General features: G+C 65.1%; 15 protein-coding genes. 11 read left to right on the top strand and 4 right to left on the bottom strand.

The window, feature by feature from the left end:
* A complete protein-coding gene (locus LVY72_RS23230; RefSeq protein WP_237827212.1) occupies window positions 1-546 on the bottom strand; it encodes a quercetin 2,3-dioxygenase in 546 nt (181 codons plus the stop codon).
* Window positions 547-799: 253 nt separating this feature from the next.
* Between LVY72_RS23230 and LVY72_RS23225 the strand changes: the two genes are divergently transcribed.
* The 4 genes from LVY72_RS23225 (at window position 800) to LVY72_RS23210 (ending at window position 3,573) form a co-directional block, all read left to right on the top strand.
* Window positions 800-1,300, top strand: a complete 501-nt coding sequence (locus tag LVY72_RS23225; RefSeq protein ID WP_237827209.1) for a flavin reductase family protein — start codon at window positions 800-802, stop codon at window positions 1,298-1,300.
* Between the two features lie 168 nt (window positions 1,301-1,468).
* Complete coding sequence (locus tag LVY72_RS23220; RefSeq protein WP_237827207.1) at window positions 1,469-2,797, top strand: MFS transporter; 1,329 nt, start codon at window positions 1,469-1,471, stop codon at window positions 2,795-2,797.
* A gap of 205 nt (window positions 2,798-3,002) precedes the next feature.
* Window positions 3,003-3,209 (top strand): hypothetical protein, encoded by a 207-nt coding sequence (locus LVY72_RS23215; protein ID WP_237827204.1) that lies wholly within the window; start codon window positions 3,003-3,005, stop codon window positions 3,207-3,209.
* A gap of 151 nt (window positions 3,210-3,360) precedes the next feature.
* On the top strand, window positions 3,361-3,573 hold the full coding sequence (locus LVY72_RS23210; RefSeq protein WP_237827201.1) for a hypothetical protein: 213 nt from the start codon (window positions 3,361-3,363) through the stop codon (window positions 3,571-3,573).
* A 1,316-nt stretch (window positions 3,574-4,889) separates the two neighbouring features.
* Here LVY72_RS23210 and LVY72_RS23205 read toward each other — a convergent pair.
* From LVY72_RS23205 to LVY72_RS23195, 3 genes are all read right to left on the bottom strand, one after another.
* Window positions 4,890-5,600: an RES domain-containing protein gene (locus LVY72_RS23205; RefSeq protein WP_237827198.1), complete on the bottom strand. Its 711-nt coding sequence runs from the start codon at window positions 5,598-5,600 to the stop codon at window positions 4,890-4,892.
* Window positions 5,601-5,603: 3 nt separating this feature from the next.
* Window positions 5,604-5,996 carry a hypothetical protein gene (locus LVY72_RS23200; RefSeq protein ID WP_237827195.1) on the bottom strand — a complete coding sequence of 131 codons (393 nt, stop codon included), beginning with the start codon at window positions 5,994-5,996 and terminating at the stop codon, window positions 5,604-5,606.
* A gap of 369 nt (window positions 5,997-6,365) precedes the next feature.
* A complete protein-coding gene (locus LVY72_RS23195; RefSeq protein ID WP_237827192.1) occupies window positions 6,366-6,953 on the bottom strand; it encodes a TetR/AcrR family transcriptional regulator in 588 nt (195 codons plus the stop codon).
* 164 nt (window positions 6,954-7,117) lie between these two features.
* Here LVY72_RS23195 and LVY72_RS23190 point away from each other — a divergent pair, with 164 nt between their 5' ends.
* The 7 genes from LVY72_RS23190 (at window position 7,118) to LVY72_RS23160 (ending at window position 14,910) form a co-directional block, all read left to right on the top strand.
* Window positions 7,118-7,531, top strand: a complete 414-nt coding sequence (locus tag LVY72_RS23190) for a cupin domain-containing protein (protein WP_237827189.1) — start codon at window positions 7,118-7,120, stop codon at window positions 7,529-7,531.
* Window positions 7,532-7,702: 171 nt separating this feature from the next.
* Window positions 7,703-8,827, top strand: coding sequence for a TMAO reductase system periplasmic protein TorT (torT, locus tag LVY72_RS23185; protein ID WP_237827187.1), 1,125 nt, complete (start codon window positions 7,703-7,705; stop codon window positions 8,825-8,827).
* A gap of 13 nt (window positions 8,828-8,840) precedes the next feature.
* Window positions 8,841-10,379, top strand: coding sequence for a sugar ABC transporter ATP-binding protein (locus LVY72_RS23180; RefSeq protein ID WP_237827185.1), 1,539 nt, complete (start codon window positions 8,841-8,843; stop codon window positions 10,377-10,379).
* Window positions 10,376-11,479: an ABC transporter permease gene (locus LVY72_RS23175; RefSeq protein WP_237827183.1), complete on the top strand. Its 1,104-nt coding sequence runs from the start codon at window positions 10,376-10,378 to the stop codon at window positions 11,477-11,479. The genes LVY72_RS23180 and LVY72_RS23175 overlap by 4 nt, the downstream gene beginning before the upstream one ends.
* Window positions 11,480-12,925: a gamma-aminobutyraldehyde dehydrogenase gene (locus LVY72_RS23170; protein ID WP_237827181.1), complete on the top strand. Its 1,446-nt coding sequence runs from the start codon at window positions 11,480-11,482 to the stop codon at window positions 12,923-12,925. It begins immediately after the preceding gene.
* Between the two features lie 148 nt (window positions 12,926-13,073).
* On the top strand, window positions 13,074-14,456 hold the full coding sequence (locus LVY72_RS23165) for an aspartate aminotransferase family protein (protein WP_237827179.1): 1,383 nt from the start codon (window positions 13,074-13,076) through the stop codon (window positions 14,454-14,456).
* A 43-nt stretch (window positions 14,457-14,499) separates the two neighbouring features.
* Window positions 14,500-14,910, top strand: a complete 411-nt coding sequence (locus LVY72_RS23160; RefSeq protein ID WP_237827176.1) for a cupin domain-containing protein — start codon at window positions 14,500-14,502, stop codon at window positions 14,908-14,910.
* The last annotated feature ends 101 nt before the right edge of the window (window positions 14,911-15,011 follow it).

Raw genomic sequence — 15,011 nt, 5'->3', positions numbered from 1 at the left:
TCAGGCTCCGCCGTCCGGCAGGGCGTCCGGGCGGGCGCCCGGGGGAGCGATGAGGGTGATGCCGAACTTCTCGCAGGCGGCCTCCAGCCGCTGTTCCGTTTCCTCATCCATCTTCCAGCCGCGCTGAGGGCCCGCGTACTCGGCCGGGATCGAGACGGCCCGGAAGAAGTCCTCCAGGCCGCCCGGTGCGGTCATGACCAGCCACTTCGCCTCGAGCTCGGGGACCACCTGGAAGATGTGCGGGACGTCCCTGGGCATCAGGATGCAGTCTCCCGGTCCGAGTGTCACCTGGGTATCGGCGGCCCAGAAGCGGATCCGGCCCTCCAGGATGTAGAAGATTTCGTCCTCGGCATCATGCTCGTGCAGGGGCGGCTCCGATCCGGCCTTGGCATGGGTCAGGGCCATCATGAAACGCCCCTGGGTCATTTGGCTGGTGATGATCGGCTGGATCAGGTCGCCGAGGAACCAGAGGTTCTCGCGCTCGTGTTCGCGGATCACCGATACGCGGTTGGTGACGGCGGCTGCGGTCTCGGTCTGTTGGGTCATGGGGAAGCTCCTGGGCGACGGCGGGAAACATCAAAGTGTGACGAAACTACTACGATCGCCACGATGTTGCAATAGAAAACTATGGCGTGGCTCATATGTCAAGCTAGTGACGTTCGCAATAGTCTAGCTATACAAACCACGGATTTCCTGCCACACTGTCTGCCACGCAGGCTATGGCTGCGCACCTCTTTGAGCCGCCGCCGGCCGGCGCCATCTTCCCGCCCCCCCCCGAACCAGCAGAAAGGGCAGTGCCATGAGCCTGAACACCTACGCCCCCGATCCGCAGCTGCTGCGCGAAACCTTCGGCCACTTCCCCTCCGGGGTGGCTGCACTGGCCGCCGAGGTTGACGGCGTCAGGCATGTGCTGGTTGCCTCCTCCTTCACCGTCGGGGTCTCGCTCGAGCCACCGTTGGTGATGTTTGCAGTCCAGAACTCGTCCTCCACTTGGCCGGGGTTGCGTGCCGCCGAGCGGATCGGTATTTCCATTCTCGGCGCCGGGCACGGGCAGCTGTGCCGCCAGCTGGCCGGGCGGGACAAGTCCGCCCGATTCGCCGGGATCGAGGCCGTCACCGGCACCGGCGGGGCCGTGTTCATCCCCGGCGCCCCGGTGTGGTTTGAGTGCAGCGTCTACGACGAGCACCCGGCCGGGGATCACCAGGTGATCTTCTTCCAAATCCACGCCCTGCACGCAGACAAGGGCCTCGAGCCGCTGGTCTTCCACGGCTCCCGCTTCCGTCAGCTCGCCGCAGCCTAGCCGGGCCGCCTCAGGGGCCATGTTCGGCTCGTTATCGTATCGTTACATGGCGGTCTAGTGACTTTCGTCAAAAAAGTGTGACAGAGTACACAGCGGTGGGGCGGCCGTCCGGCGGTGCAGCCGGCGGGACCGGAGCCTCTTCACTTCCCCTCAAGCGAAAGAAAACCCATGACTTCAACCACCCCTGCCCTTACCGGCCCGGCAGCGGCGCAGCTGTCCGGTCGCGAGAAGCAGCGCATCATCCTCGGCGTCGGCGTCGGCAACGCGCTCGAATGGTACGACTGGACCGCGTACTCGATCTTCGCGGCCTATTTTGCCGGCCAGTTTTTCAAGGCCGACAACGCACTGACTTCCCTGTTGGGCACGCTGGCGGTGTTCGCCGCCGGGTTCCTGATGCGCCCGCTGGGCGGGCTCTTCTTCGGCTGGTTCGCCGACCGCAGGGGCCGCCGCCTGGCCATGTCCGTATCGATGATGGTCACCGCCGGCGGCTCCCTGCTGATCGGCATCTCGCCCAGCCATGCGATGATCGGCGCCGCGGCGGCTGTTTTCCTGTTGCTGGGCCGGCTTCTGCAGGGCTTCGGCCACGGCGGCGAAGTGGTCTCCTCCTTCACCTATGTGACCGAAATGGCCCCGAGCAAGTCCCGCGGCCTGTGGTCCTCCAGCGTCTTCGGCTTCGTGACCGTGGGCGTCATCGCGGCCACCCTGCTCGGAGCCATCCTCACCAGCCTGTTCGGACCCGAGGGCGTGCGCGAGTGGGCCTGGCGCATCCCGTTCATCATCGGCGGGCTGCTGGGCATCTACGCGATGTACCTGCGCCGGAAGCTCGACGAAACCCCGATGTTCAAGGAACGGGCCGAGCAGCTCGAGGCCGCCAAGGCCACCGGGGCCCGGACCTCGATCTGGCCCGAGGTATGGAAACACCGCGGCGCCTGCCTGCGCATCATCGCACTCAGCGCCGGCGGCACCGTGCTGTTCTACGTCTGGTCCATCATGGCCCCCTCCTTCGCCATCGGCGCCCTGAAGATGAACCCGCAGCACGTGCTGTGGATCAGCACCGCTGCGAATCTGTTCTTCATCGGCTGCCTGGTCTTCTTCGGCTGGCTCTCGGACCGGATCGGCCGCAAGTTCAACTGGTACTTCTTCGCCATCGGCGCCATGGTCCTGATCATCCCGCTGACCCTGGTCTTCAACGGCGGCCAGGACTCCTGGCGGCTGGCGGTCTACATGGCTGCAGGCATGGTGCTCATCGCCGCCCCGACGGCCATCATGCCCGCCTTCTTCCCGGAACAGTTCCCCACCAACGTCCGGGCCATCGGCATGGGCCTGCCCTACTCCATCGCCGGCGCCGTCACCGGCGGAACCGCCCCGTACCTGCAGGCCTGGCTCTACTCCCAAGGCAACCCGCGCGCATTCGACATCTACCTGATCGTGCTCTGCGCCTTCGTGCTGATCGCCGCCATCGTCTCGCCCGAGACCAAGGGCAAGGACCTGACCTGAACCATGCAGCCTCGCCGGTTTCCGTCCGTGGATGCGGACGGAAACCGGCCCGCCGGGAAGCACGACGGCACGGCATCGGCGCATGCCGGCACGGGGGCCAGGGGAGCTGCCGCAGCCGGTGTCCGGCCGCCTTCAAACGCAGCATCGAAAACCCGACGAGCCTCCTCCCACGGAGGAACCGGGACGGAACACCTCAAGGACGGATATGACCAAGCACGACCACCCCGTATCCAGGGACGCAGCGGTACTGCGGGCCGGCGATAAGGTCACATTCATCAACCGAGGCGGACATCGCCGGCACGGCACCGTAGACGAAGCCGCACACTGGCTGAACATCATCTGGATCCGTGACGCGCGGACAGGGGAGCGGAACCTGTTCTCCACAGACGAGAACGAAATCCACCCCCGATAGATAAAGCCTGCGAGGAGCACCCGTCGGATGTCGGACGCCAGCGGCGCAGCCGTATCCGACGGATTCCCTGTGTTCCTGGAGAAGGGATCACCGCTGGGGCCGTACAGTGTGCACCCAAAACACCACGGCCGCTGAAGAAAGTAAGAAACCAATGCCCGCGATTCATGTACCGGCGAAGAATCCCTGGCACGCGCAGGAGCAGCTTGGCCGTGCGGAAGAGCAACTGCGGCTCCAGGCGATGCAAAGCCGCACCCACGGCATCCTGGTCACGAAGATCGACGCAGGACATTACGTCCTCGCGCTCAGCGAGCGTGTCCCCTACGGGTTCACCCACCAGGAGCACACCAGCTTCCGCGGCCATTAAAAAGGAGGCAACTTCGACAGGATTTCCAAGACCCGCCGCCAGGTTTCCCGATACTGCCGGCCATCGGGAAACCGGCGGCGCTGCCCTCCTGCAGTGGAGCCGGCTGCAGGAGCGAAATTGGCACGTGTCCCGGATCCGCCACCCGGGACACGTGCCATCCGCCCTCCACACTGAGGAACGCCGACACCGCTCCGCGATCCCCCAACCTGAACAGCACCGCATCGAACCCGACGGCAGACGACGAGGCAGCAGGCAGGCTGCGGTGCTGCGGACCGGGAAGTTTGAGCCTCGCTGCCCGCTAACGCATGCAGCGACACCGTGGCGTCCGACCGGTGCAGAACATTAGCCGGTCCCGCCGCCGGCAGACGATGTCGCCTCGGGCGGACGCTTTCCCCGACAGGGCTGGACATCAGTTAACGCCGGGCACCTTCGTTTCGGCCAGATAGGCCGGGAAGGCTTTTCTGCCGCTTCGCAGGCAGGACTCAATGGGCACGGCCTGCACGTGGAGGTTGCCAGATACTGAAGATGCATGGACTCGACCGGCAGCCGCTGCGGGCCTATCGGACCGGCGCTTCAGCATAGGTGCCACGGGTGACGGGCAAGGCTCCGGCTGCCGCGGCATGGCCGTCTGCGGGCCGCCGGGGGTACAGCAGAGTCCGGAACCCCGCACAGCGAGTTCAACTGCAGCGGCAGACGCTCTGTCCAAGCCCGGTGTCCCGTGCCATCGGATGTGTCAGCAGGAGGGACCTACTGACAGCTTCCTGGCGCGGATCCTAGAAGGGGTGTGCCGGCGAGGTTGTCAGTGATTTTGAGCAGTTGCAGTATCAGGCCTGGCCGGAACGCTGTTCCCCGGCGTCCACTGCCAAGAATCTGGCACACCAACGAGCGTCACTGGTAACTTCATGGCACACTGACATCCCGCGTGGCACGGGACACCCGGTTGGGGAGCGTTCCCGAAACGCTACTGTCCAGTCTCATCTAAGTTGGATCATCGGGCTCTGATTTTCTGCGGGTGATCCAACTTAAGTGAGACGGATTTCGTCGGTTTTGTCTCATTACAGTTGGCCCAAATCGCAGAATTGCAGCAGGTGCGGATGAGCTGGGAACCCCGAAAATACACGGGATCTCGACTGATGACCCAACTGAAGTGAGACAGATTGCCCGGATGGGCCGATTGTAATGAGATTGGGCAACTTTAGATGAGACGGGACAGCTACTTGAAATAACGTCCGTTATGGGCAGCATCCACACCTCACGTGTAAGCGCCGATAACCGTGATTCCGTCAAGCCAGGCGGATGGGGGCAGGGGGAGTGGCTTATTCGTTCTTCCAGGTCAGGCCGAGCATTTGAAAGGCGTCCTTGATGGCGTTGCTGTCATGGTGGAGTTCCTCGGCCCGGGTATGCCGAAGTCTTGGGCTGAGCGAACCGTCGCCTGGTCGTTCGAAGATCGCCCATAGCCGCAGGTCGTCGCCGTGGCGGGAGGCGAATGTAACGCCATCGATGTCGGTGGTCTCGTAGATCCAAGCCGCGATTGCTTGGGTCAGTTGACGCGGTCGGGCGTCTTTCAGGGCAGCGGCGTCAAAGTCCGTCAGGCCAAGACTGAGGGCGGTGCCGATGAAGTGCGGATACAGGGCTGCGATGGACCTGGAGTCAGTCACGGCACAGTACGTGCCTGTCAGTTCGGCTGACGTAGCAGCACGGGCATCGAGCCATTCGCGGGGGACTTGCCCTGACGGCACAGTAGGGTGCAGCACTGCGTCTTCATCATCCTCAACGATCTCGTCCAGCTCCATGGCAAGCCTGGCGTCGCGGCGGAATGAGGCCAGCACCTCAAGCAGGCATGCCTGCAGGCTGGATCCGGCGTAAACCGTACGGAAGTTTCCGTGCAGGTCATCCCATCGGCCGGGGAACCTGCCGTCGGTTGCCCATTCCCAGCCACTCCACGCCCAAGGGTCAGGGCGGAATCCAATACGCCAAACCCGGGCGTCTCCACCTCTGGTAACTGTTGCCAGTTGTTCAGGACCCACCCGTCAGCCTGCCGCCGCGAACGCTCTGGCGGCGGCAAGTACCGCCTGTGCCCCGTCCTCGACCTGGCCTTCACGCAGCAGCCGTGCCGGCGGCACATCGTCCAGCTGTGGATTCATGCCCTGGAACCATGCCTGAACCACGGCGCGTGAGTCTCGCTCGGCCAGCAGCGCGGCCACATGGTAGGCATGGCGCAGCCGCGTCATCACCTCGGCCGAGGGCTTGCGTTCACCGTCGGCCCACTGCCGCACGGCCCGGGTTTCCTTCACCGAACCGATATAGGCAACCAGCTTCGCACCCAGGATGTCACGCAGGTCGCGGACCAGCTCGGCTGCGGGAAGCCGAATGGAATCCTGATGCGCCTTCAGCCCGCCGCGGGCCCCTGCAACAGCTGTCATGTCTCCATGATCGCATGGAAAGCAGGCCGTATCAATGACCAGATCACACCCAGAATCCCACCCAGAAACGCCGATAATTGACCTTATGTCAAGTTGCCTTAGGCAACATAATCACGGTTACCGGCGTTGAAAGACGGGTATGGGAATTGCTGTTTCGCCCCTGAACTCCAGGCTTCGTCGATGGCGGTTCCTCCAGCAAGGCTATGAGCCGGTCCTCCCCGGGTGCCAGAACCCGGCAGGTCCCCATAACTGATCAGGTCTTTTTTGAACCGCCGACACCCTGCGGGATGCGGCCGGCCGGGCCGGCCCCCGTGTGCCGCGTCTATCTGCGCTTACCGGTTTTGCCCCAGATGTCGGGATGGACGTCGCTCAGACGCCGGCCTTCATCAGGAGCGCGTCGATCATCATGAAGTAGCGGTCCCGGTGGCCTTCAGCGGCCGGATCGGTCATGTACTGCAGGGCTGCGCCGTCGAAGACAGCGATGAAGGCACGCGCCAGTGCTCCGAATTCCAGGTTGCTTTGTTCCCTGCTGTTGCTGGCAGCGGTAGAAAAGACCTTGCCCAGTTCCGTTTCGTAGGCCGGATAGATTTTGGCGGCCAAGGGACTGACGGCCGCATTGCGCGTGGCCCAGGTGACGAGCTCGACTTGGGCCAGGATGTCGGCCGGCGATTCCTCAAGCAGGCCCCAGTAGCCCTCGGCGACATGTTCCAGTGCTTTGCGCAGCCCGGAGTCGAGGGGGACGTCGGTTGAAAAACTGCTCATATGCCGTAGCCAGTGCTCGGCGGCGGCGTCCATGAGCTCGTCCTTGTCGCTGAAGCAGTAGTGCAGCGTGGCCAGGGGGGCGCCCGCCTCCTTGGCCACGTCGCGAAGCTTGATCGCCTGTACCCCGTCGCGCTTCATCAGTTCCGCTGTGGCGGCAATCAGCTGTTCCTTACGTTCTTTTGCGGGAACTCGCAAGGCCTTATCCCTCCCCTTCGGTATTCCCCGGATGCCCCAGCGTAACAATCTTGGACCGCTTTCCAAGACCGTTGACTGGGACAGCTGTCTATGTAAGAGTAGCACCCATCTTCCGTGGCGTACATCACACCACGGTCCGCCCACTTCCACTCGGAGACGCAGACATGACAGCAGGAACTTCCCCGCACGACAGTGTGGCCGCCGACGTTCAACCCGTTGATTTCTGGGCCTCGCGGCCGATGGAAAACATGAAGCCGGAGTGGCGGCGGATGCGTACCCGGCTCATCACGCCGGAGTCGCTCGACCGGTGGGAGGGTTTCGCCCTTTCCGAGTGGGAACTTTCCGGCGCTGCCTGGCAGGACTTCCATCCGCACAGCGAAACCAACCTCGTGCTGGAAGGCGAACTGCATATCGAATGTGACGGACAAACCGTGGTCCTGGGGCCGGGCGATGCCGCGCGGGTCAACGCCGGCCGCATCGGCCGCTACTGGGCGCCCGTGTACGCCCGGATGATCGCCATCTACGGCCCGAACCCCGACGGCCTGGAGTCGGACGCTTTCAAGTACTCGGAAATCTGAGGCCGGCCCGGCCCAAAGAACCACTCCCCTTATTGAGCACGCGCTTTACTTTCCCGAGAGGCAACGCATATGTTCACTTCCTTTGGCCGACCCGGCACACGAATGCTGGCAGCCTCCGCAGCAGGTCTGGCACTCCTGCTCGCCGGCTGCACCCAGGCGGAGACTTCTGCCGTGGCCGACCGCCCACAGCCGGCTGCGGCACCGTTGGAAGCCGCCGGCATCTTTGCCGACCCCTCCAAAAACACCTTCGAATCCCTGACGAAAGCTGCGACCGCCACCGACTGGACCGTGCCGATTGAGGTCATCAACTGCGGCACCCCCGGATGTGACGGAGACCGCACGCCCGGTGTCTACACCCCGCTGCCGGCCGGCAGCGCCAAGGGAAAAAACATCTGTGCACTGCTTCCGCACGTGAAGGACCCGTACTGGCTGGGCATCGACGAAGCCCTGGTTTCAGAGGCCAGGAGGTCCGGAGCCTCCCTGCAGGTCTACGAAGCCGGCGGCTACACGGAAATCGGCAAGCAGATCGACCAGCTCTCCAACTGCGTCGCGGGCGGAGCCGACGCGGTCCTGGTCGGTGCGGTGAGCAACGAGGCGCTGAACAACAAGATCGATGAAATCACCGCCCAGGGGATCCCGGTCATCGACATGATCAACGGCGTAACCACCACCAGCGTGTCGGGCCGCGCCCTCTTTGATTACTGCACTTTGGGCGGCAACCTGGGCAAGCACCTGAAGGAAGTGGGCGAGCCGGTCAAGGCCGTCTGGTTCCCGGGCCCGGCCGGAGTGGGCTCGCTTGAGCAGCTGATGTCCTGCTTCAAGGAGCAAACCGCAGGCTCGAATGTGGAACTCCTCGGCGTCCAGTACGGCGACACGGGCAAGGATGCCCAGCTGGACCTGGTGGAGAACGCCCTGGAGGCCTACCCGGAGATGAACTACGTCCTCGGCAGCGCCACCACCGTCGATGCCGCAACCGGCCCCCTGACCGAACGCCGGCTGCAGGACCAGGTCAAGACGGCCTCCTACTACTTCACCCCCGAGGTTGCCTCCCTGCTGAAATCCGGCGGCGCAACCTGCTCCAGCGCCGGAAACGACCTCGTCCTGGCCAAGGTGTCCCTGGACATGGCCGCCAGGACCCTCGCCGGAGAACCGCTGGTCGGCGGCGCACACATCGGCACCCCGGCCAACGTCATCTGCGGCCCGGCCGCCGGCAAAAAGTGGAACAACCTGGACCAGCTCATCCGGGAACTGAACCTGCCGTCCGAGGGCTTCCAACCCGTCTTCAGCGTCAACTGATCGGACACCCCCGATGACGACCCACATCATAACGGAACGGCCCCAAGGCGCCGCGCGCGCCGCGATCGCGGTGCAGGGGGTGACCAAGAGGTTCCAGGGCTTCGCGGCACTGCGCGATGTGAGCATCGACTTCCTGCCTGGACAGGTGCATGTGCTGTTTGGCGAGAACGGTGCGGGAAAATCCACCCTGATCGGGGTGCTGGCCGGAATCCACCGACCCGACGAGGGAACCATCCTGCTGGACGGACAGCAGGTCCAGGCAGCCACCCCCCGCCGGGCCCGCGAGCTCGGTATCGCAGCAGTCTTCCAGGAACCTGCCCTGGTCCCGCAGCTGACCGTGGCCGAGAACCTCGCCCTGGGCCGGGAACCGACGTCCCGGGGCTTGGTGGACCGGCGCGCCGGACGCCGGCAGGCGGTAGAGGCTCTTGCGCGCATCGGCTCGTCGATCCCGCCGGATGCATATGCCCGCGACCTCAGCCGGGCCGAACAGCAGATCCTCGAAATTGCCCGGGCCCTGCAGGGCGAGGCCAAGGTGCTCATCCTCGATGAGCCCACCGCGTCGCTGACCGACAACGAGACCGACTGCCTCTTCGACGTCGTCCACACCCTGCGCCGCGAGGGCCTGGCGATCATCTACATCACCCATCGGATGGGTGAGATCCGCAGGATCGGGGACCGGGTCTCGGTGCTGCGCGACGGCGCGCTGATCCGCACCTGCCCGCTTGGCGAAGTCACCGACGATGATCTGGTCACGCTCATGACCGGCCGGCAGGTCGGCGCCCTGTTTCCCGAGATTCCGCACCGTCCCGGCGGCATGGCATTGGAACTGCAGAAGGTGAGCGGCGCCGGCGTGCTGGAAATCGACCTGCAGGTACGCCAGGGTGAGGTTGTCGGGCTGACGGGACTGGTCGGATCGGGAAAGGCCGAGATCGGGCAGCTGTGCTTCGGCCTGGCCAGGACGGTCTCCGGACGGATCCGCATCAACGGCCAGGACCTTGGCCACAGCTCACCGTCCAAGCGGCTGCGGCAGGGCATGGTGTACTACCCGGCCGACCGCAAGCACGACGGGCTGGTCGCCTCGCGGCCGGCCCGGGAAAACGTCTCCCTGCCCGCCCTGGACCGGTGGACCCGGGCCGGGTTCCTGGACCGGCGCCGGGAACGGCTCGAGACGGAGGCCGTACTGAAGCGCCTGTCGCTGCGCCCGGCCAATCCCGACGCGCTGCCACCGACCTTTTCCGGCGGCAACCAGCAGAAGATCGTGCTGGGCCGGGGGTTTACCCGGCCCTACGGGATCCACATCTTCGACGAACCCACCGCGGGCGTGGACGTCGGGGCACGGGCGGAGATCTACGAGGCCATCAAGGAACTGGCCGATTCCGGGGCAGCGGTCCTGCTCATCTCCTCGGACCTTCCGGAGGTCATCAACCTGGTCCACCGGGCCTATGTGGTCGCCGAAGGCCGGATCGCCGGCGAATTCTCCGGCGAGGACCTGACCGAAGAAACCCTACTGCCAGTGTTTTTCACCCAGCATGAGAAGGAACAGGGCGCATGACGCAAACAGACACGAGGATGCATTCCTCCCCACGGCCCGGCGCGGCCGGTCCGGCCCCCGTGCCCCGGATTTCCGCGGGCAACCTGGTGCGCAAACAGTTCATCGCCTACGGCATCCTGCCGCTGCTGCTGGTGGTCCTGATCATCACCTTCGCCGTGGTCGAGCCCCGCTTTATTTCGCCGACCAACATCGTCAACGTGGCACGGCAGGTCAGCTTCCTCGGGATCATCGCGATCGGACAGATGCTGTACCTGATCACCAGGAACTACGACCTGTCCAACGGCGGGACCGTGGCCCTGTCCTCCATCATCTGTGCCACGGTCATGGTCTCCGCCGCGCCGGGGAACCCGGGGATGGCCATCCTGCTCGGCTGCCTGGCCGCGCTGGCGGTCGGCCTGGCCGTCGGCATTGCCAATGCCGTGCTCATCGCGGTCTTCAAGGTCAACTCGTTCATGGTGACCCTCGGCACCGGATTCGCGGCAACGGGCGTTGCCCTGCTCGTGGCCGGAGGCATCCCCGTGACCGGGCTGCCCCCGGAGTTCTCCCGCAACTTCGGCACCTCGGCAATCCTGGGGATCCCGTTCCCGACCTTCATGCTGATCCTGGTGCTCATCGGCGCCTACGTGCTGCTGAACTGGAGCCGGCTGGGCCGGCAGGCCTACGCCGTCGGCGGCAACGAAAAGGCCGCCTACCAGGCCGGGGTCAATGTCAGCCGCACCCTGGTCTCCGTGCTGGTCACCGGCAGCTTCCTGGCCGCCCTGGTCGGCGTCATGATCACCGCCAGGGTCTCCACCGGCGAAGCCAACATCGGCGTGCAGTACCCCATGCAGTCCATCATCGCGGCCGTGATCGGAGGCATCGCCCTGGCCGGCGGCGAGGGACGGGTCTCCGGGGCGTTCATGGGCGCGCTGTTCATCGTGCTATTGAACAACGGCATGGACCTGATCCGGGTCCAAGGCTACGTCCAGGACATCCTGCTCGGCGCCCTGCTCGTCCTGGCCCTGTTGGTCGACCGAATCCGGACACGGGTCCGCATCACGGCACCGGCCGGCACCATATCCACTCCAGCACTGCTCACCACTGACAAAGGAGACAAATAAATGACCGGCAAGCGCACCATCCGCAACTTCATCAACGGCGCCTACAGTGACACGCTCGACGGGCACACCATGGACCTGATCGATCCCTTCAGCGGCGAGGTCTTCGCCGTCGCCCCGGTGTCCGGAGACGCCGACGTCGACGCGGCCTACCAGGCGGCCTCCGCAGCCTTCGAGGGCTGGAAGCGGACCACCCCGGCAGAACGCCAGCTGGCCCTGCTGAAACTCGCCGATGCAGTGGAAGCCCGGCAGGAGGACCTGATCGCCCTGGAATCGCAGAACACCGGAAAGCCGACGGCCTTGGTCCGGTCCGAGGAGATCACCGGGATGGTCGACCACCTGCGCTTCTTCGGCGGCGCCGCCCGGGTGCTCGAAGGCAAGTCGGCCGGTGAATACATGGCGGACCACACCTCATGGATCCGCCGCGAACCGGTCGGCGTCGTCGGCCAGATCGCGCCGTGGAACTATCCGATGATGATGGCGGTGTGGAAGATCGCCCCGGCCCTGGCCGGCGGCAACACCATCGTGCTGAAGCCAAGCGAAACCACCCCCGAATCCACCCTGCTGCTGGCAGAACTCGCCTCGGAATTCCTGCCGGCAGGGGTCCTCAACGTGGTCTGCGGCGACGGCTCCACCGGCCGGAAGGTCGTGAGCCACCCGCGGGCCGACATGGTTTCGCTCACCGGGTCGGTCGGCGCCGGCATGGACGTGGCCGCCTCGGCCGCACCGGACCTCAAACGCGTCCATCTGGAACTGGGCGGCAAGGCCCCGGTCATCATCTTCGACGACGCCAACGTGGACGCCGCGGCCGAGGCCATTGCCATAGGCGGCTACTTCAACGCCGGCCAGGACTGCACCGCCTCCACCCGCGTCCTGGCAGCACCCGGCGTCTACGACAGTTTCGTCGAGGCCCTCACCCGGCAGGCCGAGGCGGTCGTGACCGCCTACGACCGGGGGCTCGAGGACGAAGAGGCGCTGCTGCCTCCGCTGAACAACAACCGCCAGTTCGAGCGTGTGTCCGGATTCATTGACCGGCTCCCGGCCCACGCGGTCATCAATACCGGCGGCCGCCGCCTGGGCGACCGGGGCTTCCACTACGCCCCCACGGTCGTCTCCAACCTGCGCCAGGATGACGAGATCGTCCAGAACGAAGTCTTCGGACCGGTCATCACCGTGCAGAAATTCACCGACGCGGCGCAGGCTTTGGAACTGGCCAACGGCGTGCCCTACGGGCTGGCGTCCTCGGTCTGGACCCGGGATTTCGGCCTGGCCATGCGCATGAGCCGGGAACTGGACTTCGGCACCGTGTGGATCAACACCCACATCCCGCTGGTGGCCGAAATGCCCCACGGCGGTTTCAAGCACTCCGGCTACGGCAAGGACCTGTCCATGTACGGGCTCGACGACTACACCCGCATCAAGCACGTCATGGCCAACATTAACAGCTAGCCGCCTGCCTGCGCCGGCCCGCCCAGGCGGGCCGGCGCAGGCGCAGCACCCGGACGGCCGCCGGCGGCCCGTTTTCCCTCCGGAGCGTGCCGGCAATCCCCTCACGATCAATCCTGTTCCGGTATCGGAGCAGGGTCTGGAGCAGACAATGACCGAAACTCTTTCCGGCCGTGCCCCCGCCGATGACGTGACGGCGGCCCGGGAACATCTGTGGATGCACTTCGCGCCGCAGCCGCAGGACAACGAGGACCTGCCCCTGATCGTCAGGGGCGAGGGCGCCCATATCTATGACGCGGCCGGGCGCCGGTATCTGGACGGCCTGGCCGGGCTGTTCGTGGTCCAGGCCGGCCACGGCCGCCGGGAACTGGCGCAGGTCATGGCCGCCCAGGCATCCGAGCTGGCATTCTTTCCCATCTGGTCCTATGCCAACAGGCCCGCTGCCGAACTGGCAGAGCGGCTCGCCTCCCTGGCCCCGGGCAACCTCAACAGGGTGTTCTTCACCAACAGCGGCAGCGAGGCCGTGGAGTCGGCCTGGAAACTGGCCAAACAGTACTTCAGGCTGACCGGCCGGCCTGGCAAGCACAAGGTTATCTCCCGGATGACCGCCTACCACGGCACCACCCAGGGCGCCCTGTCCATTACGGGAGTGCCGGAACTCAAGCAGGATTTCGAACCCCTGGTTCCGTCTGCGCACAAGACCGTGAATACGAATATTTACCGTGCCCCGGTTCATGGGGATGACCCCGAGGCGTTCGGCCGGTGGGCTGCCGACCAGATTGAACTGGCCATCCTGGCCGAGGGCGAGGACAGCGTGGCCGCAGTGTTCCTGGAACCGGTCCAGAACTCCGGCGGCTGCTTTCCGCCGCCGCTCGGCTACTTCCAGCGCGTCCGGCAAATCTGCGACAAGTATGACGTCCTGCTGGTCAGCGACGAGGTGATCTGTGCCTTCGGGCGCCTGGGCACCTATTTTGGTGCGGACAAGTTCGGTTATGAACCCGACATCATCACCTGCGCCAAGGGCCTGACCAGCTGCTACGCCCCGATGGGCGCGATGATCGCCTCCGGAAAACTCTTCGAGCCCTTCGCCTCGGGCCGGAACATCTTCAAGCACGGCTACACCTTCGGCGGCCACCCGGTGGCCGCAGCCGTTGCCCTAGCGAATCTGGACATCTTCGAACGCGATGGGCTGAACCAGCATGTCCTGGCCAACGAGGCGGCCTTCAGGGGAACCTTGGAGAAGCTGAACGACCTCGCCCTGGTCGGCGATGTCCGCGGAGACGGGTATTTCTACGGCATCGAACTGGTCAAGGACAAGGCCACGAAGGAAACCTTCACCCCGGAGGAAAGCCAGCGGATCCTGAAGGGATTTCTCTCCAGGAGGCTGTTTGAAAACGGGCTCTACTGCCGTGCCGATGACCGCGGGGACCCGGTCATCCAGTTGTCGCCGCCCCTGACCATCGGCCAAAGCGAATTCGACGAAATAGAACAAATCCTCCGCCACACCCTGACCGAAGCCGAAGAGCTTCTCTAGGCTGCACCGCCCGCTCCCAACTGCATTTCCGAAAGGACCTGACATGACCATTTCCAGCCCTACCCCGCCGACGGGACAGGCGGAGGCTCCCATCGACTTCTGGCCCGCGCAGCCGCTCACCCCCATGCGGGCAGACTGGCCGAACAACCGGGGCCGGTTCATCATCCCCACCCGCGCCCGGGGCTGGCATGATTTCGCCCTGTCCGAATGGGAGCTGCAGGCCTCGGCCTGGGAAGACTTCCATCCCCATGATGAAACCAACTTCGTCATCGAGGGCGAGCTGCACATCGAAGCCGACGGCACCACCGTCATCCTGCGCACCGGGGACGCTGCCAGGGTCAGGGGCGGGCGCACCGGACGCTACTGGGCGCCGGACTACGCCAGAATGGTGGCCGTCTACGGCCCCAATCCCGAGGGTCTTGGATCCCATTCCTTCAAATACCGGGACCTCTAGCAGCCACCCCCAGGACCGGCCAACAACCGCAGGACAGCCGCCGCCACAACCGTATATCCCAGGAGCATGACCATGACGCAGGAAACCGCCTTCGCCGCCGG

Origin of the sequence: Arthrobacter hankyongi (assembly GCF_022012395.1) — a bacterium.
Classification (GTDB): domain Bacteria; phylum Actinomycetota; class Actinomycetes; order Actinomycetales; family Micrococcaceae; genus Crystallibacter; species Crystallibacter hankyongi.
This window is presented reverse-complemented; position numbering and strand designations above follow the sequence as displayed.